General features: G+C 66.0%; 18 protein-coding genes. 9 read left to right on the top strand and 9 right to left on the bottom strand.

Going from position 1 to position 18,500, the window contains the following annotated elements; translation table 11 throughout:
* Positions 1–7: 7 nt before the first annotated feature.
* The 6 genes from AB4Z37_RS24655 to AB4Z37_RS24630 form a co-directional block, all read right to left on the bottom strand.
* Positions 8–991: a tripartite tricarboxylate transporter substrate binding protein gene (locus AB4Z37_RS24655; protein ID WP_441519384.1), complete on the bottom strand. Its 984-nt coding sequence runs from the start codon at positions 989–991 to the stop codon at positions 8–10.
* Between the two features lie 64 nt (positions 992–1,055).
* A complete protein-coding gene (locus AB4Z37_RS24650) occupies positions 1,056–1,610 on the bottom strand; it encodes a DUF924 family protein (protein ID WP_441519383.1) in 555 nt (184 codons plus the stop codon).
* 28 nt (positions 1,611–1,638) lie between these two features.
* A complete protein-coding gene (locus AB4Z37_RS24645) occupies positions 1,639–3,330 on the bottom strand; it encodes a long-chain fatty acid--CoA ligase (protein WP_441519382.1) in 1,692 nt (563 codons plus the stop codon).
* Between the two features lie 228 nt (positions 3,331–3,558).
* Entirely contained in the window at positions 3,559–5,067 is a 1,509-nt protein-coding gene (locus tag AB4Z37_RS24640; protein ID WP_441519381.1) for a serine hydrolase, read from the bottom strand.
* 279 nt (positions 5,068–5,346) lie between these two features.
* A complete protein-coding gene (locus AB4Z37_RS24635) occupies positions 5,347–7,146 on the bottom strand; it encodes a glucan ABC transporter ATP-binding protein/ permease (RefSeq protein WP_441519380.1) in 1,800 nt (599 codons plus the stop codon).
* An 87-nt stretch (positions 7,147–7,233) separates the two neighbouring features.
* On the bottom strand, positions 7,234–8,259 hold the full coding sequence (locus AB4Z37_RS24630; RefSeq protein ID WP_441519379.1) for an ABC transporter substrate-binding protein: 1,026 nt from the start codon (positions 8,257–8,259) through the stop codon (positions 7,234–7,236).
* Between the two features lie 226 nt (positions 8,260–8,485).
* On the opposite strand from AB4Z37_RS24630, the gene AB4Z37_RS24625 reads away from it, so the two are divergent.
* The 6 genes from AB4Z37_RS24625 (at position 8,486) to AB4Z37_RS24600 (ending at position 12,739) form a co-directional block, all read left to right on the top strand.
* A complete protein-coding gene (locus tag AB4Z37_RS24625; protein WP_441519378.1) occupies positions 8,486–8,878 on the top strand; it encodes a hypothetical protein in 393 nt (130 codons plus the stop codon).
* A gap of 108 nt (positions 8,879–8,986) precedes the next feature.
* On the top strand, positions 8,987–9,388 hold the full coding sequence (gene hisE / locus AB4Z37_RS24620; protein ID WP_441519484.1) for a phosphoribosyl-ATP diphosphatase: 402 nt from the start codon (positions 8,987–8,989) through the stop codon (positions 9,386–9,388).
* Positions 9,389–9,448: 60 nt separating this feature from the next.
* A complete protein-coding gene (locus tag AB4Z37_RS24615) occupies positions 9,449–10,030 on the top strand; it encodes a YqaA family protein (protein ID WP_441519377.1) in 582 nt (193 codons plus the stop codon).
* A gap of 229 nt (positions 10,031–10,259) precedes the next feature.
* Positions 10,260–10,739, top strand: coding sequence for a hypothetical protein (locus tag AB4Z37_RS24610; protein WP_441519376.1), 480 nt, complete (start codon positions 10,260–10,262; stop codon positions 10,737–10,739).
* A gap of 187 nt (positions 10,740–10,926) precedes the next feature.
* Positions 10,927–11,895 carry an NAD(P)H-dependent flavin oxidoreductase gene (locus AB4Z37_RS24605; protein WP_441519375.1) on the top strand — a complete coding sequence of 323 codons (969 nt, stop codon included), beginning with the start codon at positions 10,927–10,929 and terminating at the stop codon, positions 11,893–11,895.
* Between the two features lie 40 nt (positions 11,896–11,935).
* Positions 11,936–12,739 carry a thioesterase family protein gene (locus AB4Z37_RS24600; RefSeq protein WP_441519374.1) on the top strand — a complete coding sequence of 268 codons (804 nt, stop codon included), beginning with the start codon at positions 11,936–11,938 and terminating at the stop codon, positions 12,737–12,739.
* Positions 12,740–12,764: 25 nt separating this feature from the next.
* Here the strand turns inward: AB4Z37_RS24600 and AB4Z37_RS24595 are convergent, their stop codons facing one another.
* Both AB4Z37_RS24595 and AB4Z37_RS24590 read right to left on the bottom strand, forming a co-directional pair.
* On the bottom strand, positions 12,765–13,493 hold the full coding sequence (locus AB4Z37_RS24595) for a thermonuclease family protein (RefSeq protein ID WP_441519373.1): 729 nt from the start codon (positions 13,491–13,493) through the stop codon (positions 12,765–12,767).
* Positions 13,494–13,707: 214 nt separating this feature from the next.
* Positions 13,708–14,391, bottom strand: a complete 684-nt coding sequence (locus AB4Z37_RS24590) for a hypothetical protein (RefSeq protein ID WP_441519372.1) — start codon at positions 14,389–14,391, stop codon at positions 13,708–13,710.
* Positions 14,392–14,634: 243 nt separating this feature from the next.
* Between AB4Z37_RS24590 and AB4Z37_RS24585 the strand changes: the two genes are divergently transcribed.
* Genes AB4Z37_RS24585 through AB4Z37_RS24575 form a run of 3 tightly spaced genes read left to right on the top strand, consistent with a single transcriptional unit; the run spans position 14,635 to position 17,828 of the window.
* Positions 14,635–16,719, top strand: coding sequence for an FUSC family protein (locus tag AB4Z37_RS24585; RefSeq protein WP_441519371.1), 2,085 nt, complete (start codon positions 14,635–14,637; stop codon positions 16,717–16,719).
* The gene (locus AB4Z37_RS24580; RefSeq protein WP_441519370.1) at positions 16,716–16,913 is read left to right on the top strand and encodes a DUF1656 domain-containing protein; all 198 of its coding nucleotides are present in this window, start codon (positions 16,716–16,718) and stop codon (positions 16,911–16,913) included. Before AB4Z37_RS24585 ends, AB4Z37_RS24580 begins: the two co-directional genes overlap by 4 nt.
* 15 nt (positions 16,914–16,928) lie before the next feature.
* Entirely contained in the window at positions 16,929–17,828 is a 900-nt protein-coding gene (locus tag AB4Z37_RS24575; protein ID WP_441519369.1) for an efflux RND transporter periplasmic adaptor subunit, read from the top strand.
* 113 nt (positions 17,829–17,941) lie between these two features.
* Here AB4Z37_RS24575 and AB4Z37_RS24570 read toward each other — a convergent pair whose 3' ends face one another.
* A complete protein-coding gene (locus AB4Z37_RS24570) occupies positions 17,942–18,307 on the bottom strand; it encodes a Crp/Fnr family transcriptional regulator (protein WP_441519368.1) in 366 nt (121 codons plus the stop codon).
* Positions 18,308–18,500: the final 193 nt, after the last annotated feature.

The following is an 18,500-nucleotide window of genomic DNA, read 5'->3' as shown; positions in this document are numbered from 1 at the left end:
GCCGCGCTCACGATTTGACGAGGCCGATCGACTTGAGCACGTCGGTGACGCGCACGGTCTCCCTCTTCAGAAAGTCCGCGAACGCGTCGCCGCCGAGATAGGCATCGTCCCAGCCCTTCTGCTTCAGCGTCTCCTTCCAGGCGTCGGACCTGACCATCTTCTCCACCGCGTCGGCGAGCACCTTGCGCTGCTCCGGCGTGATGCCGGGAGCCGCGACCACCGAGCGCCAGTTCGCCAGCACGAGGTCGATGCCCTGCTCCTTGAAGGTGGGGATGTCGACGCCGGGCAGGCGCTTCTCGGAGGTGACGCCGAGCGCGCGCAGCTTGCCGGACTTGATCTGGCCCTCGTACTCGCTGAAGCCGGAGATGCCGGCGGTGACCTTGGCGCCGAGAATGGCGGCGAGGGACTCGCCGCCGCCGGAGAAGGGAATGTAGTTCACCTTCCTGGCGTCTGCGCCCACGGTGCCGGCAAACAGCGCCGCCATGACATGGTCGACGCCGCCGGCCGAGCCGCCGGCGAACGTGACCTTGGCGATGTCGGCCTTGAGCGCGGCGGCGAGGTCCTGCGCGGTCTTGATCGGCGAACTGGCCGGCACGACGATGACCTGGGTTTCCTCGGTCAGTCGGGCGATCGGCGTCACCTGGTCGAGAGTGACCGGCGACTTGTTCATGGCCAGCGCGCCCACCATGACGAAGCCGTTGACCATCAATTGGTTGCCGTCGCCCTTCGCGCCATTGACGAACTGGGCGATGCCGACGCTGCCGCCGGCGCCGGCGACGTTGGTGACCTGGACGCTGCGGGCAATGCCTGCGGTGACCAGCGCCTGCTGCATGGCGCGGGCGGTCTGGTCCCAGCCACCGCCCGGGGCAGCCGGCGCCATCAGCTTGAGTTCGAGCTGTTGCGCGAGGGCGGGCGCTCCGCCGCCGAATGCGCCAGCCGACAGACATAGCGCGACGAAGGCGCCGGACAGGCGCAGGGCAAATGAACTCATGGGGTATCCTCCCGGCGGGCGCAGCCTGCCGGGCGGCGACCTGCTAGTTATGTTTCTGAAAATTTCAACCGGAGAAACCGCCGCTGTCCAGAAACGACTGTTCCTCGGAGGTCATCACCCGGTTGAGTACGCGGTTGCGGTGGGGAAAGCGTCCAAAGCGGTCGATGATGTCAGCGTGGATCTCGGCGTATTTTAGATTGTCCGGATCGCCGTGTGCCTGGAACAAGTTGACGCAGGCCCGCTGATCGGCGGGATCTTCCGAATGCATGAAGGGCATGTAGAGGAAGGCCCGCAGGTCCGGCTCGATGCGCTGGTCGACGGCGCGCCCGAGCGCCCGCCGTGCCACGTCGCGCGCCGAGGCATCACTGGAAAATGCTCGGGCATCGTCACGGAACATGTTGCGCGGGAACTGGTCGAGCACGATCACCAGCGCGAGCGTGCCGTCATCGCTCGTCTCCCAGTCGGCGAGTTCACCGCGGCTGGCACGCTCCCACAGGGCACGAAACTGCGCCGTGATCGCCGCGTCGAAGCCGTCGTCGCGGGCGAACCAGCGGTCGGCACCAGCATCCCGCCAGAATGCCAGCACATCGGCGGGGCCGATCTCGTGCCCCCCGCTCATGGCCGGCTGCCCGTCGTCCGCAAGCGCCTCAGCTTGCGGCCGCCATCTTCGGCTTGTCGTCGCGCAGCTCGCGGCGCAGGATCTTGCCGACATTGGTTTTCGGCAGCTCGGTCCTGAACTCGATCTGCTTGGGCACCTTGTAGTTGGTGAGCTGGGTGGCCGCGAACTTGATGATGTCCTGGGCGGTGACGTTGGGATCCTTCTTCACCACGAAAGCCTTCACCGCTTCCGTCGATTTCTCGTCGGGTACGCCGATGACAGCGCATTCGAGCACGCCCGGATGGCCGGCGATGACTTCCTCAACCTCGTTTGGATAGACATTGAAGCCCGACACCAGGATCATGTCCTTCTTGCGGTCCACGATCTTGGTGAAGCCGTCGGCATCCATGACGCCGATGTCGCCGGTGCGGAAGTAGCCGTCCGTCGTCATCACCTTCGCGGTTTCCTCCGGCCGGTTCCAGTAACCGATCATCACCTGCGGGCCCTTGGCACAGATCTCGCCGGCCTCGCCGAGCGGCACCTCGTTGTTGTCATCGTCACGGATCGACAGGTAGGTCGACGGCATGGGAAGCCCGATCGAGCCGCTGAAGCGGTCGGTGTCGGCGGGATTGCAGGTCAGCGTCGGCGAGGTTTCCGAAAGGCCATAGCCTTCCGAGAGCGGGCAGCCGGTGGTCTTCAGCCAGGCTTCGGCGACCGGCTTCTGCACGGCCATGCCGCCACCGAAGCAGATCTTGAACTTGGAGAAGTCGATCTTCTTGAAGTCGGGATGCTGCAGCAGCGCGTTGTACAGCGTGTTCACGGCCGGGAAGCTGTGGACCTCGTATTTCTGCAGCTCCTTGATGAAGCCGCCGATGTCGCGCGGATTGGGGATCAGCAGGTTGACGCCGCCGGCGCGGACCGCCAGCAGGTAGCACGCCGTCAGCGCGAAGATGTGGTAGAGCGGCAGCGCGCAGACGATAAACAGCTGGTCGACCACTGGTGGCTTGCGCAGCGCCGGCTGCAACCATGCGTCGTTCTGCAGCACGTTGGCGACGATGTTGCGATGGAGCAGGGTGGCGCCCTTCGAGACGCCGGTCGTGCCGCCGGTGTATTGCAGGAACGCAACGTCGTCGGGGCCGATCGCAGGCTTGGTGAGCTTGAGCTGGCGACCCGCGGCCAGCGCGTCGTTGAATGACACCGCGGTCGGCAGTGCGAACGCCGGCACCATCTTCTTCACCCGGCGCACCACGAAATTGACGATCACGCCCTTGAAGCCGAGCAGGTCGCCCATGCTGCCGACGATCACGTGCTTGACGCCGGTATGCGGCAATACCTTCTGCACGGTGGTGGCGAAATTCTCCAGCAGCACGATGGCTTCAGCGCCGGAATCCTGGAGCTGATGCTCGAGCTCGCGGGGCGTGTAGAGTGGGTTGACGTTGACAACGGTGTAGCCGGCGCGCAGCACGGCGGCCGTCGTCACCGGATTCTGCAGCACGTTCGGCATCATGATGGCGACGCGGGCGCCCTTCTGCAGCCCTTTGCTCTGCAGGTAGGCGCCGAGGGCGACCGACATCTCGTCGAGCTCGCCATAGGTGATCGCCTTGTCCATGCAGATGAAGGCCTTGCGGTCGCGAAATTTGGCGAAACTTTCCTCGAGCAGGGCGACAAGCGAGGCGTATTGGGTGACATCGACGTCGGCGGGAACGCCAGCGGGATAGTGCTTCAGCCAGATGCGGTCCACGGAATCTCCCCCTCAAAGGTTGGCGGTTCGTTCTTGCTCGTTCTCACGACGAGGTGGGCGTCAACCGGTCGGAAGGCCGCCATCAAGAGCAGTATCGGGCAAAGCGGCGCTGGGTTGCAAGTCGGTGCGCAATCGCCCCCGGCGCGAGCTGCGCCGGCCGCTCCGGAGTTTATCTGTCGTGGAGCGGACGTTAAAGGCTTTTGCGTGCGCGGGGCGCTGCCGTCTCGCTCAGGAGTGCGGCGTCGGATCGGTGGCGCGTTGGGTCACCGGCTTGCCGTCGGTCTTGCCGTCCTTCTTGCCCGCGGGCTTCTGCGCGTCGGTGCGCTTGGGATCAGGCTTCCTGGCGTCGGTCTTCTTGTCCCCTTTGGCGCTCTCGCTTCCGGATGCCGCGGCGGCGGTCTTGGGAGCCGTCTTGGGAGAGGCTTTGGGCTTGTCACCGGCAGCGGCAGGCTTGTCCGCGGTCGGCTTGGCGCTGGCGGAGCGCGAGGGCTTCGCGGCCGGCTTGCCCTCGGATTTTGCATCCGGCTTGGCGGCCACGGTCTGGGCGGCGTCCGGCTTCTGCCGGCCCTTGGCTCGCTTGCCCTTGGCCTTGGGGGTCTGCGCTTCCGTATCCGCGGCATTGACGGCGATCAACGCGGCGCCGGTCCGCTTCGGCCCTGTATAGACGATCACCGGTTCGGCCGCGCTGGGCGCTGCTGCCAGCAACTCCGCGGCCTTGGCCTGGCTGGGCTGCAGGCCGGCGAACAGCGACACGCCGCCCTCGCCGGCAGCCACGGTGCCGGCATTGTCGTCATCGGATTCGGGGGCCTGCTGGCGCTTGCGATGCGGTCCGCACATGTCGTCACGCAGGTTGGGCGGATCGGCGTTGACCGGCACCAGCGCGTCGACGGTGCCGAGCGACGGCGTCAGCCAGGCGAGGCCGTTGCCGGAGAAACCGCGTTCAAGCAGCTGTGCGGCCTTGTAGGCGCGCATACTGGACGACGACGCGCCGAGCACCACGGCGATCAGGCGCTTGTTGTTACGGGTCGCCGAGGCGACCAGATTGAAGCCGGAGGCGCAGATGAAGCCGGTCTTCATGCCGTCGGCACCGGGATAGCGCCCGATCAGGCTGTTGAAGTTGCGGGTGACGCGGCGGCCGAATTTGATCGCCGGGATATGCACGTAATATTCATATTCCGGCAGGTCGTGGATGATGGCGCGGGCCAGGATGGCGAGGTCGCGCGCCGAGCTGACATGCCCGTCCGCCGGGAGGCCGTTCGGGTTGACGAAATGGGTCTGCGTCATGCCGAGGCGTTGCGCAGTGCGGTTCATTTCGTCGGCGAACCCCTCGATGGAGCCGTCGAGACCTTCGGCGAGCACCACCGCCATATCGTTCGCCGACTTCACCATCATCATCTTGAGGGCGTTGTCGACGGTGAGCTGCGTGCCGGCGCGAAATCCCATCTTGGACGGCGCCTGCCCCGACGCGATCGGCGACACCGTGATCAGGCTGTCGAGCGTCTGCCGGCCGTCCTTGATTGCCCTGAGCACGACATAGGCCGTCATCAGCTTGGTGACTGAGGCTGGATACCAGGGATAGGCCGCGTTCTCGGCGTACAACACCTTGCCGCTGTCGGCTTCGATCACCAGTGCGGCTTCCGCATGGGCCGGGCGGGACGCAGTGAGCATCGTGAGGCAGGCCACCACGGCGAGGCAGCACAGCAGGGATTGGCGTGTCGAGGCGATCAGAGATGGCACTTTCCGATTCCGGTCCTTGCAAGCGGCGTTCGTCCATGACGGGCGCGAACGCTCCTTGAGTTCAACGTCCACCATCAAGCGCCCCTCGATCAAGCCGTGCACGATCCGAAGGTGGCCGACGCGCATTCATGGGACACTCGCGCGGCGGCAAACTTATCCTGTCTCGGCCAGCGGGAACAGAGGCCATGCCCTTCCCGGCGATATGATGGGATTGCCCCGGATTCCAACATGAAAGGGGCCAAATTTCGACGTCCGGTTCGATGCCGCCGGCATCGTCGATCACATCTGCGCCGCGGCGTTCGTGATCTGTGCGGGCGGCGCATCGTTCTGAACCATGAACTGGGCGCGGGCCAGATCGGCGAAATGTCCGCCTTGCGCCACGAGTTCATCGAAAGTTCCGCTTTCGATCACCTTGCCGTCCTTGAACACCAGGATTCGGGTGGCGTTGCGGATGGTCGACAGCCGATGCGCGATCACGAAGGTCGTACGGCCCTGCATCACCGCGTCGAGCGCGGCGTTGACCTTGGCCTCGGTCACGGCGTCGAGCGCGCTGGTGGCCTCGTCGAGAATCAGGATCGGCGGGTTCTTGAGCAGGGCGCGGGCGATCGACAGGCGCTGGCGCTCGCCGCCGGACAGCATGCGGCCGCGCTCGCCGGCGTTGGTCTCGAACTTGAGGTCGCCGCGGTCGATGAATTCCAGCGCCTGGGCGCGCGCGGCCGCCTCGCGCATTTCGGCCTCGGTCGCATCCGGTTTGCCGACCCGCAGGTTGTCAGCGATGGTGCGATTGAACAGCAGCGCCTCCTGGAACACGACGCCGATGTTCCGGCGCAGCGCGCCCAGCTTCAGCGCACGGATGTCCATGCCGTCGATCTTGATGATGCCCGATTGCGGATCGAAGGCGCGGTGCAGCAGTGCGATGGCGGTCGACTTGCCGGCGCCGGTCGGGCCGACGAGGGCGATGGTGTCGCCAGGCAGCGCGGTGAACGACAGGTCCTGGATCGCCGGACGCTTGCCATCGTAGGAGAACGACACGTCGTTGAATTCGACGAGACCCTGCAGGCGGCCGGGATCGATCGCGCCCGGACGGTCGCGCACCGCCGGCACCGCGTCGAGTACGTCGAAGAACTCCTTCAGCCGCGGCGCTTCCATGAAGATGCTGTTGATGAAGGACACCACCTGCTCGAGCTTCTGGATCAGCATGGTGGCGAACGACACGAACATCACGATCTCGCCGATGGTGGCGAGGCCCTGGCCGTGCAGGATGATGCCGACCACGAAGATCGCGAGAATGGTGATGGTGGTCGAGGCGCGGGTCATCACCGCGACCACGGCCCACCACGACAAAACCGGGATCTGCACCGACAGCAGCTTGTCGGCGATGCTGCGCAGCCCCTGGACCTCGGCGTCGATGCGCACGAAACTCTGCACCAGCGCGACGTTGCCGAGCGAGTCCGAAGCGCGTGCGGCGAGATCGCTGAAGTGCTGCTCGACTTCGCTCTGCATCGCATAGGTCTTGCGCACCACGAGCGTGGTGAGGACGGTGAACACGACGCACAGCACGAACAACAGGATCGCGAGCCGCCAGTTGAGGTAGAGCGACAGCGGCAGCAGCACGAGCAGCGACATGATCGCGGCGAAGTGCTCGCGGAAGAAGCCGAGCCACAGCCGCCACAGCGCATCGGTGCCCTGCAGCATCACCTTCATCAGCCGGCCGGAGTGCGTGCCGCTGTGGAACGTCAGCGGCAGCTGCAGGATGTGATCGAAATAGCTCGTCAGCACGGCTTGCCGCTGCCGGTGCGCCAGCCGGTCGGCGTGTAACGCGACCAGCACCCCGCAGCCGATGGTGAACAGGCCGAACGCCACCCAGGTGCCGAGCAGCGGCCAGACATTGGCCGGGGTCGCCGCCAGACCGCCCGTCGCCGGCGCGGTCGACAGCGCATCGATGATGCGCCCGAACAGCACCGGCTCGGCGAACTGGGCCATCGCCAGCAGCATGTTGGCGGCGGCGAGGATCCAGCCGAGCCGTCCCTCCTTGCCGAGCAGATGCAGAACACGGGCGTAGAGACGAAGAAGCGGCATTCCGTGATCCCGTCAGATGGGCAGGCGTGGAGGCCCATTGTAGTTAAGGACGTCGGGGGAATACAGCCGCCGGGCGTGCTTTTGCACTCAATTGATCCGCCGCGCGTCGGCGGGCGGCAGCAGCGTGTCGTCGACGACGTCCGAGACACGGAGGGTTTTGCGGAACTTGAAGCCGGCTGCGAGCGCGTCCCGCGCCGCGTTGAAGCGTGCCGCGTCGATGGTGCCGAGGCCGTGCGATCGCACCTCGTCGGTCACGATGTTGTCGTTGAGAACGAGGCGCAGCCGTTCCAGCTCGAGATCGCGCGAAGCACCGTCGATCTGTGCGATCACATCGTCGATTGTCTGCGCGGGGTTGTCATATGTGAGGCGGATGCCCGCGATGAGAGCGCGGAGGAAGCCGCGCACCGCGTCGGCGTGCCGCTCCGCGAATGCGGGATTGACGATCACCGCCTGCCCGTAGGCCGCGCATCCATAGTCGGCGAAGCGCAACACGGCGAGGTCATCAGCCGGAATGCCGCGGTCTTTCAGGTTGAGCGCCGACAGGTAGGAAAAGCCGGTGATGGCGTCGACCTGACCGGCGGACAAGATCGGCTCGCGCACGTTGGCGCTGATCTTCTCGATCTTGACACGTGTGGCGTCGATGCGATTGAGGCGGGCGAGATCCGGCCAGAACCGGTAGGACAGGTCACTGTCGGCGACACCAAGGGTTTTGCCCTCCATGTCGGCCAGTGTGCGAATGCCGCGGCTGCGTCGGGCGATCAGCGCATAGGGCGCGCGATCGAACACGATGAACACCGCTTTCACCGGCGGCGCCGCATCATCGTCACGAAAGCGCAGCAGGGCGTTGAGGTCCGCAAGCCCGAGTTCGCTCGTTCCGGCGGCGACACGGGCGATGACATCAGGCGACCCCGTGGCGCTGTCCATCGTGACCATCAAACCTTCGTTGCGAAACAATCCCCGGGCCGCGGCGCTGAAGAACGGTGTCATCGTGCCGTCGAACGGGCGGTCGAACGTGAAGCGCACGGCGGTGGCGGCTTCGCTGCGGTGGCCGACAAGCAGCGCCGAGATCGCCGTGTTGAGCAGGATCGCGCGGCGGGTGAAGATGCGTGGCATCGGCGAGCCGTTGAGGTCCGGGCGATGCCGGAGAGGTTGCGGTTTCGGCCCGGCGGATGAGCAAACGCGCGCCTGGGCCGGGGAATGGTAGCAGGTTACGTGGATTGGCGGGATGCGTGCTGCCAAATGTCATTTCGCCGCACCCCGGCATGGAACCCGATGAAGGGCCATTCGTTTTCCCTCGTTCGGTTCGGGAATGGACCCGGGGGATCGGAGGAGTGCTGAGATGTCGATGCGTCGGAATCTGCTGTCATCCGCGGGCCGTGGTGTGGCCCTGGCGGTGGTCGCGGCCCTCATCGCGACCGTGGTCGAGGCGCCGCCGGTGCAGGCCCGCGCGGCTGCGCCGCGACAGGCGAAGGCCGTGTCCATGGAGCTGACCTCCAGCGCGGTGACGGATTTCAGCGCCGCGCGTCGTCGTGCGCGCCGTCACTATGGCAACAACAATGCCGCGGCGATTGCTGCATTCGGCGCCGTCGCCGGTATCATCGGCGGTGTGATCGCGGAGCAGCAGCGCCGCGATTACTATCGTGACCGCTACTATTACGGCGGGCCCGGCTACTATGGTGGCCCCGGATATTATGGCCCGGGCTATGGGCCGCGCTACTATGGGGGCTGGTGAGACCCCCGCTTCAGGACCTGCCCGCCGCTGGTCAACCGGCGGCGGGTGCGGCCTTTTGCAGCCCGGCCGTTAACACCAGGGACATGTGTTTTGTCTATTCTCAGCGAGATGAGTGATTCGCTGGAACGGCTTTACACTGCGGTGTTGGCGGCGCGGGATCTCGATCCCGCCGAGTCGCGCACTGCGCGGCTGTTTCAGCAGGGCCCTGCCAAGATGGCCAAGAAGGTGGCGGAAGAGGCCATCGAGGTCGCCATCGATGCTGTCGGCGGTGAGCCGGACGCGGTCATTCGGGAAAGCGCGGACCTGCTCTACAACCTGGCGGTGCTCTGGGCCTCCGCCGGCGTGCGCCCGGCCGACGTCTGGGCCGAAATGGACCGGCGTGAACGTCTTCTGGGCATTGCCGAAAAGCTGCCTAAAAGTGCTGCGAAATTGGCCAAACAGACGGCTGCCGGCCTGAACCGGCGGCCAATTGTTGCCATTGCAGGTGATCGGCGGCACAAACAGCGCTGAATCTCGGTCAATCGTCATTGCCGACATGGACAAATCCACCGGACGGTGCTTCATCGCCCCATGCTGAGACGTATTTACGACTGGTGCGTAGCCGCCGCCGACAAGCCCTATTCGCTCTGGATCATGGGCGCGGTCTCGTTCGCCGAGAGCTCGTTCTTTCCCGTGCCCCCGGATGTCATGTTGGTCCCGATGTCGCTGGCGCGTCCGCAGCGGGCATGGCTCTATGCGGTGGTCTGCACCGTGACGTCGGTGCTGGGCGGCGTGGCCGGCTATGCGATCGGCGCGATCCTGTTCGACTCGATCGGACAGTGGTTGATCCATCTCTACGGCTATGGCGACCGTGTCGAGCAATTCCGTACGGCCTATGCCGAGTATGGCGCCTGGATCATCCTGCTCAAGGGTTTGACCCCGATCCCCTACAAGATCGTCACGATCACGTCCGGGTTCGCCGGCTACAATCTGCTGCTGTTTGTGCTGTTCTCGATCATCGCGCGGGGCGGCCGCTTCTTCATCGTCGCCATTCTGATGAACCGCTATGGCGAATGGATCCGGGTGCGGATCGAGAAGCATCTCGGGCTGTGGGTCGCCGCAGGTGTCGGCGTGCTGCTGCTCGGCTTTGTCATCGCGCTGCGGATGTTCTGACGCGATCGGGCTCGATCTGAAGCGGACAAGTGCGCCGTTTTGTGCGGAGGGCGCGCGACGCGTTGTTTTGACGCGCTCGGCCCGTATCCACACGGTGTGAAAGCGCTATAGTGTGTCCGATGATGTCTCGGCTGGCGGGGGAAGGACCGGTGCGGCAATGGGTGATCGATCGCGCATGATCGGGCGTCCGGCCCTTGTGGCGATGTGTGGCATCGCATGTACAGCTGTCATGGCCGCGACAGCATGGGCGCAAACCGCCTCCAATCCGCAGGTCCCGCTGGTGCCGCCGCCCGTGGTGCAGGTCGCGCCCCAGTCGCCGGCGCCGCTGTCGCCAGAGCGTTCGGGGCTGGTCGATGAGATCGGAAAATTCTTCAGCGATCCGCCGCTCGGCTGGCCGACGCTCAAGTCCCCGCGGCAGACAATCGACGATTTCAACACCCAGGCGAAGGATGCCACCGACAGCCTGACACGTCTTTCCAAGGGCAAGATGGTCGCCGGGCGGGTCAAGTGCCCGGTGGCGGCGAACGGGGCGCCGGACTGCAAGTCTGCGGCGGCCAAGCTCTGCACCGACAAGGGCTACAAGGACGGGCAAAGCCTTGATTCTGATTCCGCCGAAAGCTGCCCGGCCAATGTGCTGCTGTCCGGCAAGAAGGAAGACCTCGGTGAGTGCAGGGTCGAAAATTTCGTAATACGGGCATTGTGCCAGTAGTCGCGGACGACGGGCGCCATTGGTGCGGCCAGCCATACCGATTGCAAGATTGCCTTCCCTGCCACCCATCTGGCATCGTTAGCCGATGCGGGGCCGTCTGCGCCCGGCCAACAACGAACAATTTCGTTTGAGCCAAGGTTCGTTTGAGCCAAGGGTTCGTGTAAGCCAAGGGATAGGGATCTTCCGAATGACCATGCCTGCCTTGTTTAGGGGTCGTCTGTCGCTGCCGGTGATCGGCTCGCCACTGTTCATCGTCTCCAACCCTGACCTCATGATCGCGCAGTGCAAGGCCGGCATCGTCGGATCGTTTCCTGCGTTGAATGCCCGACCGCCGGAATTGCTCGATGAATGGCTGGCGCGGATCACGGAAGAACTCGCGGCCTACGACCGGGCGCACCCCGAGCGGCCGTCGGCGCCGTTTGCCGTCAATCAGATCGTCCATAAGTCGAACAACCGGCTCGATCACGATCTGGCGCTGTGCGAGAAGTATCGCGTGCCGATGGTCATCACGTCGCTGGGCGCGCGCGAGGATCTCAATCAGGCGGTGCACGCCTGGGGCGGCATTACCTTCCACGATGTGATCAACCAGAAGTTCGCCCGCAAAGCGGTTGAGAAGGGTGCCGATGGCCTGGTGCTGGTCGCGGCCGGCGCCGGCGGCCATGCCGGCCAGATCTCGCCATTCGCGTTCGTGGCCGAGACGCGGCGCTGGTTCGATGGACCGATCGCGCTATCGGGAGCCATCGCCACCGGCCGTGCCATTCGTGCCGCACGGGTGCTGGGCGCGGACTTCGCGTATATCGGCTCGGCGTTCATCGCGACCAAGGAAGCCAACGCGGTCGAGAAATACAAGGAGATGATCACCGCCTCCGGGGCCGAGGACATCGTCTACTCCAACCTGTTCACCGGCGTGCACGGCAACTACCTCAAGCCGTCGATCCTCGCCGCGGGCCTCGATCCCGAGAACCTGCCGGTGTCTGACCCGTCCAAGATGAGTTTCGGCACCGACGCCAGCGGCGAACGTGTGCGGCCGAAGGCCTGGAAGGAAATCTGGGGCAGCGGACAGGGCGTCGGCAGCATCGACAAGGTGATGCCAGCCGCCGAGTTGATCGCACGCTTCAAGAAGGAGTACGACGAGGCGGTCGATCCGCCGCTGTGATGGCTGCGCCGATGCCACGATGCTGCCGGTGCGTGCGGTCATGACTGCGGCACCTCGTGACGCAATCTTCAGGGTTGATGGAAACCGGGTGTGGACCAGCCCGCTCGCGGGCGGGCCATGGGATCCGCGTGCGCAGCATGGCTCGCCGCCGGCGGCGCTGATCGCCTGGATCGCCGAGGCCATGCCCGCGCCGGTGCCGATGCATGTCGCGCGCCTGACCATCGACCTGATGCGGCCGGTGCCGGTCGGGCCGCTGACGTTCTCGCGCGCGGTCATCCGGGAAGGGCGCAAGATCCAGCTCTGCGACGTTCGCCTGCTCGCCGATGGTGTCGAGGTGGTGCGCGCGAGCGTGCTCAAGATCAGGACGGTCGCCAACGTCATTCCGGACCCGGCGGTGACGCCGCCGCTCGACGTTCCCGGGCCGGATCAATGCCCCGAGGATGTCGGCGATTCGTCGCGCAATGTGTTTCTCAGCACCATGACGATGCGGCCGGCGTTCGGTCGTTTCATCGCCCAGGGGCCGGCGGCGATCTGGTTCCGCGCCAACCTGCCGCTGGTCGAAGGCCAGTCACTGTCGCCGCTGCTGCGCGCCGTGATTGCCTCGGATTTCTGTAACGGCACGGCGCCGACGCTGGACTTCGCGCAGTGGACCTTCATCAACGCCGATCTGACCATCAATCTTGCGCGGCAGCCGATCGGAGACTGGATTCTGGTCAACGCCGAATCCTATTCCGGCCCGGACGGGGCGGGCCTGTCGATCGCGCGGCTGGCCGATACCACCGGGTATTTTGGCCGGGCGATCCAGACACTGGTGGTGGAGCGACGCACGCCTGCGAAGGCGTGAAGGCGGGCACCGCGCCGGCCGGCGCCTATCGCTTGGTTTCGCGGCAGTCGGCGAGCTCGGCTTCCTCGCGCGAACAGAACCAGCGGTCGCCGTTGTCGGGCTGCATGGTCACGCGGGCATACCAGCGGCTGCCGGGCAGATGGTAGATGCAGGTGCCCGACCAGTTGACATGCCCCTTGATGGCACAGTCGGGCGATGGCGGGGTGGAGGCGGAGCGCCCGTGCAGCAGGGTCGCGCGTGAAGCGCGGGTGATGTCGAGGCTGCCCAGCACCGGTGCCTGCTTGTTGCGCCGGCGCCATTCGGGCGGCGCGATGAATGCCCCGGCCCACAGGCCGACCTTTGCCGCCTTGGCCTCGGCCTCGTCGGCGGCATAGTCATGCGAAATCCGCGTCACGGCGGTCGCCCAGCCGGATCGCACCAGCCATTTGGCAACGTCCTCGCCATCCATGGTGCACTTGGCCACCGAGCGGCCATAGCGGTCGGCGCGCAGAACCTGGCAGCTCCACGATCTGCTCTCGACATGCTTGGCGAGTTCGTCGCGCGCCGCCAGTCCGCAGGTCCAGCGCTCGCCGGCGGCATTGATGCACAGCTGCTCGAGCCCGGGCGCCGCGACCGCGGCGAGGCGAATGCGGGTCTTGCCGATGGTTACGGCATCGCCATTGACCACGTGGGGAATGCCGGTGATCTCGGCGGCGCAGGCGCCGCTCAGGGGTAACAGCAGCAGCGCTAGGGCGGGGACGACGACTTTCAACATCGCAGCTCCTGAAATCGATCGTGGGTGACAATGTTCATGGCGGCCGCGCCGCCCCGCGCGGCCCACCTTCAACACGCCGTATTGCCGTCGGGAACGGGCGGCAAGTCAAGGGTCAGGAGGTCAAGAAACAGTGTGATCACAGCCCAGGCGCCCGGTGTCCTGGTTCTGCGCGCGCCGCGATGTTCTCACGAGCTTTGGATACAGGCGCAGGCCGCTACAGCATCGCGACCAGCTTTTCCATGCCGATGATGCGCGCGAGGTTGATCACCTCGGCTTTCTGATCGGGGCGCATCTGCATCAGCAGCGGCATGGCCGCGGTCTTCAGCCGTTCGACTTCCGCGGTGTTGGTATCGACCGGGACCGGCTTGCCGCGGGCGTTCTTGTTGGCTTCATATATCTGCTTCACCACACCGCGCAGCGCCGCTTCGATCTCAGGCCAATAGGGCTCCTGCGCCGGGCTCAGCCTCAGGCGCTGCTTCAGGCTGGCGATCTGCGCATCGTTGAGGATGACGTTGGTCGGCTTGGCCGGCTTGGCCGGAGGCGGTGCGGCGGCGGCCTTCGGCCTTGCCGGGGCAGCCTCCGTCACCGACGGCTTCATGTCTCCGGGAAGCCCGAGATCTGGCGTCACGCCGGGCTCCGCCGAGGCGTATTGGCTCACGGGGTTGGCCGGGGCGGCCGCATCCGACAGCGCGTAGGACGCGAGCCGGAACGGCGCCGGGATCGGCAGGCGATCCGTCTTGGTATCGGCGTTGGCGGTCGGGAACTCGTGCGCCGGATCGGCCTGCCCGGCCGCGGCGAGGGACATGTCCTGGAGGTGGGCATAGCCGATGGCCGTCGCTGCCGCAGCGCCCGCAAGCGCCAGCAGTGCCGCGACGCCCAGTGTCGTTCGCAAGGTCAAGCCGTGCTCCCCACTGCTTCAACCACCCCCGACGCCTCTTCGCAAAGACTTGTTAAGTATGGCTTAACCACGTTGGAATGGTCCCTCCACAATCGGGGGAATGTTGGGCAAAGCGATGGCGGCGGACAGATATCGGCCCTGCCGGTCGATCGGCTCAGGCATGCTGCCGTGCCGGGTGTCGATGACAGCGAAGGGTGCTAACGCACCGTCGTCTCTTTCGATCCGTTCCGCTACCATTCCCCCATGTTGCAGATTTTCCGACGGCTGAACTGGCGTGATGGCCTGTTCTCGGTAAAGACCTTCATCGCCGCGATGCTGGCGTTGTATATCGCGTTTCGCCTCGACTTGTCGCAGCCGAGCTGGTCGGTGACGACCGTCTACATCGTGTCGCAACCGCTTGCGGGCATGGTGTTGGCAAAGTCTTTGTACCGCGTGCTGGGCACCCTGATCGGGGCGGTGGCGTCGCTCGTGCTGGTGAGCCTGTTCTCCAATGCGCCCGAGCTGTTCTGTCTCGCGCTTGCGGTCTGGATCGGGCTCGGCACCTCCGTCTCGATCTACCTGCGTGATGCGCCGCAGTCCTATGTCGGCATGCTGTCCGGATATTCCGCCGCGATCATCGGCCTGCCGGCAGCGCTGGCGCCGGACCAGGCGTTCGATTTCGCCGTGGCGCGCTGTCTCGAGATCATGCTCGGCATCGCCTGCGGCGCGCTGATGCACCATGTCGTGTTCCCGCAGCGCGCCGGCGACGCCTTGCGCAAGGCGCTGGACGCGACGCTGCCGAGCATGGCGAGGTGGGCAGGCGATGCCCTCGGCGGGCGCGAGGGCGAGGCCAAAGGGCTCGCCGATCGACGACAGATCATTTCGGCGGTGATCGCGCTGGATGCGCTGCGGGTGTTTGCGGTGATCGATACGCCGGCGCTGCGCGCGGTCGATGCGGTGATCCGCCAGTTCGAGGGCAAGCTCCTGTCCCTGCTGGCGCTGCTGATGTCGGTCTACGACCGTTTTGCCGTGCTGCAGGCGCGGCAGCCGGAGACGGCAGCAGTGCTGCAGCCGCTGCTTGAGCGCTCTGCCGCCCACATTGCTGCGTCGGCCGGCGCCAGGACGCCGGAGGACGCGCGCGAGGAGGGCGAGGAGGAGCGCGCACTCAAGGGCGAGATCGATGCGCGGCTGCCGCCGGTGCAGTCGTTGTCGACCGATCCGGACGCGCTCCTGGTGCGCAGCATCCTGCTGCGCCTCGGCGACGTGTTGACGATGTGGCGTGAGACGGTCTGGATCCGGACCCATATCGCGCTTGGGCGGCGTCTTCCTGGCGATGACGCGGCGCCGTCGTTCCGGCCCTATCGCGATGTCTCGCTCGCGGTGGTCGGCGGCCTCGTGTCGGCGGCGACAGTGGTGATCGCGAGCGCGTTCTGGATCCTGTCAGCGTGGCCGAACGGGCCGACGGCAGTGACCTTCGCCGGAATCATGTGCGCCGTGATGGGGGCGCGCGACAATCCGGCGGCCGCTTCTGCCCAATTCCTCAAGATGGGGCTGGTCGGCGTGCTGATCGCAGCCGTCTATTTGTTTGCGCTGCTGCCGCCGCTCGCCACATTCCCGGCGCTGGTCGTGGCGCTGGCGCCGTTCTTCCTGGTCTGCGGCCTGCTGCTGGCCGTGCCCGTGGCCATTCCCTACACCATGCCGCTGATCTTCGTCGCCGGAGGTCTGATCGGCCTCACCAATGCCATGAACTATGACTTCGCGGCCTTCATCAACGGTGCCATCAGCTATGTCGTCGGCATCGGGATCGGCGCCGCGGCGCTGGGCCTGCTGCGGCCGCTCGGCACGGAGTGGGCGGTGCAGCGCCTGACACGCGGCCTGTTCCGCGACCTGGAGCAGATCACCGGTGGTGCCGCGGTCGAACCACGCTCGATCTTCGAGAGCCGCATGTTCGATCGCATCAATGCGCTGTTCATGCGGCTCGATCCGATGGTCGAGAGCCAGCGGGCCCACCTGCAGGCGAGCCTCGCCGGCCTGCGTATCGGCCTCAACGTTCTGGTGCTGCGCAGCCTGCGGCCGGCGCTGGCGCCGCCGGTGGCGGCCTCCGTGCAGGGCGCTCTGGCCGCGCTCGCCACCTATTTCGCCGGCATGGCGCGCAGCCGGTCACCGGAGATGCCGCTGGCGATCCTGGTCAGCGCCCGGCAGCAGGTGCTCGCCGATGGTGACGGCGTGGTCTCGACGCGCGCCGCGGAGGCGCTCTACAACATCGAGGCGACGCTGCGCCTGCATGCCGGCTTCTTCCAGCCGGCGCCGGCTGCGCCCTTAATCTCCAGCGAGGCGGTGGCGACATGATCAAGGAAATCAATCTCGACGGTGTGTTCCTGCCGCCGCTGGTGGGCTATCTGCTGGGGACCACGGTCGCCTGGTATCTGGCGCGGGCGCTGCTCGACCGGCTTGGCGTCTACCGCTTTGTCTGGCACCCGCCGCTGTTCAATACCGCCCTGTATGTGATTTTGCTCGGCGCCTTCGTCACCACAACCCTCTGATCGTCCGGAAGAACGATGCCCAGCCTGACCTCCATCATTCGTGTTGCCGTGACCCTCGCTGCCGTCGTGCTTGCGGCGGTCGCCGGCTGGTATCTGTGGCGGACCTATGAGGATAGCCCCTGGACGCGTGATGGCCGGGTTCGGGCCAATGTGGTGAATGTCGCGCCCGATGTCGCCGGCGCGGTGGTCGACCTGCGGATCAAGGACAACCAGGAGGTCAGGATCGGCGACGTTCTCTTCACCATCGATCCGGCGCGCTACCAGCTCGCGCTGGCGCAGGCCGAGGCCGCGCTTGCCGGCGCCAAGACCGTCTACGACCAGCGCCAGGAGGAGCTCGAGCGGCGCGAGAAACTGAGCTCGGTGTCGATCTCGGAGGAGGCGCTGACCCAGGCCCGCAGCGCGGCGCTGTCGGCCCAGGCGTCCTACGACCAGGCGGTGGCTGCGCTCGGCGTGGCGAAGCTCAACTTCGCCCGCACCGAGGTGCGTTCGCCGGTCAATGGTCATGTCACCAACCTGCTGGTCGATCGCGGCGACTATGCCACGGCCGGCCGTGCCATGGTGGCGATCGTCGACAGCGATTCCTATTACATCGCCGGCTATTTCGAGGAGACCAAGCTGCGCAACATCAGGGTCGGTGATCCGGCGTCGGTTCGCCTGATGGGCTATCCCGAGCCGATTCAGGGCCATGTCCAGAGCGTGGCGCGCGCCATCACCGACCGCGAGAATGCCATCGCCGGCGACCTCATCGCCAACGTCAACCCGACCTTCAGCTGGGTGCGGCTGGCACAGCGCATTCCCGTCCGCATCGCCATCGACAGGGTGCCCGACGGGGTGACGCTGAGTGCCGGCATGACCGCAACCATCGTGCTGACCGACGCGCCCGGCGACCGCCGCGTCAAGGCACCTGCACGCTGAGCTCACGGCGGTGCGCTGAGGGATGGGCGGCCGTCAGCGCGATCCGATTCCCGTGGTGCGGGCCACGGAGGGGGCGCGTCACGGCCGGTGCGTGCCTGCCCTGACGCGGAGCGTCAGATCACGTTGCTCATGCCGCGGATGCGGCGCGCCATCGCGGCCATGATATACATCGCGAAATTCGGGATCTCGTCGATCATGAAGCGAAATTTGCGCTGATCGAGAACCGACAGCTCGGCGGTCTCGCGGACCCGGGCCGTCGACGTGCGCGGTGAAGCGTCGATCATCGACATGAAGCCGAGCGCCTCGTTCGGGCCGCAGATATCGACGACCGTATCGCCGATCATCATCTCGATCACGCCGGACTGGACGACATACATGCAGCTGCCGTCGTCGCCGCGGCTGAACACGATACTGCCGGCTGGAAATGTGACATTGACGCCCGCGTTGCGGGCGAACACCCGCATATCGATATCGTTCATGGTGGCCCTCCGGCAATGGATGAAGGGCGCGCGCGACCCTGCGGGCGACGACCTCGATCGAGGTCGCCGGTCCCGGCGTCCGCACACGCAAAACACACGCGTCAATCCTTGGATCTGCCGCGCTTTCCGGATCGGCACCCTCATGGCGCCAGCCGGCCCCCGTCGAAAGATCGGCGAAAATGCTAGTTCAAAA

Source organism: Bradyrhizobium sp. 2TAF24 (genome assembly GCF_052115025.1).
In the GTDB taxonomy this organism is placed as follows: Bacteria; Pseudomonadota; Alphaproteobacteria; order Rhizobiales; family Xanthobacteraceae; genus Bradyrhizobium_A.
Note: the sequence above shows the minus strand (reverse complement) of the source record. Positions and strands in the feature narration are given on the sequence as shown.

Excerpts from the sequence above, each read along its gene's own strand:
- AB4Z37_RS24570 (WP_441519368.1), bottom strand. The coding sequence starts at position 18,307 with ATGAACGATATCGATATGCGGGTGTTCGCCCGCAACGCGGGCGTCAAT.
- AB4Z37_RS24615 (WP_441519377.1), top strand. The coding sequence starts at position 9,449 with ATGCTGAGACGTATTTACGACTGGTGCGTAGCCGCCGCCGACAAGCCC.
- AB4Z37_RS24580 (WP_441519370.1), top strand. The coding sequence starts at position 16,716 with ATGATCAAGGAAATCAATCTCGACGGTGTGTTCCTGCCGCCGCTGGTG.
- hisE (WP_441519484.1), top strand. The coding sequence starts at position 8,987 with ATGAGTGATTCGCTGGAACGGCTTTACACTGCGGTGTTGGCGGCGCGG.
- AB4Z37_RS24600 (WP_441519374.1), top strand. The coding sequence starts at position 11,936 with ATGACTGCGGCACCTCGTGACGCAATCTTCAGGGTTGATGGAAACCGG.
- AB4Z37_RS24575 (WP_441519369.1), top strand. The coding sequence starts at position 16,929 with ATGCCCAGCCTGACCTCCATCATTCGTGTTGCCGTGACCCTCGCTGCC.
- AB4Z37_RS24635 (WP_441519380.1), bottom strand. The coding sequence starts at position 7,146 with ATGCCGCTTCTTCGTCTCTACGCCCGTGTTCTGCATCTGCTCGGCAAG.
- AB4Z37_RS24610 (WP_441519376.1), top strand. The coding sequence starts at position 10,260 with ATGGCCGCGACAGCATGGGCGCAAACCGCCTCCAATCCGCAGGTCCCG.
- AB4Z37_RS24585 (WP_441519371.1), top strand. The coding sequence starts at position 14,635 with ATGTTGCAGATTTTCCGACGGCTGAACTGGCGTGATGGCCTGTTCTCG.
- AB4Z37_RS24625 (WP_441519378.1), top strand. The coding sequence starts at position 8,486 with ATGTCGATGCGTCGGAATCTGCTGTCATCCGCGGGCCGTGGTGTGGCC.
- AB4Z37_RS24595 (WP_441519373.1), bottom strand. The coding sequence starts at position 13,493 with ATGTTGAAAGTCGTCGTCCCCGCCCTAGCGCTGCTGCTGTTACCCCTG.
- AB4Z37_RS24650 (WP_441519383.1), bottom strand. The coding sequence starts at position 1,610 with ATGAGCGGGGGGCACGAGATCGGCCCCGCCGATGTGCTGGCATTCTGG.
- AB4Z37_RS24605 (WP_441519375.1), top strand. The coding sequence starts at position 10,927 with ATGACCATGCCTGCCTTGTTTAGGGGTCGTCTGTCGCTGCCGGTGATC.
- AB4Z37_RS24630 (WP_441519379.1), bottom strand. The coding sequence starts at position 8,259 with ATGCCACGCATCTTCACCCGCCGCGCGATCCTGCTCAACACGGCGATC.
- AB4Z37_RS24655 (WP_441519384.1), bottom strand. The coding sequence starts at position 991 with ATGAGTTCATTTGCCCTGCGCCTGTCCGGCGCCTTCGTCGCGCTATGT.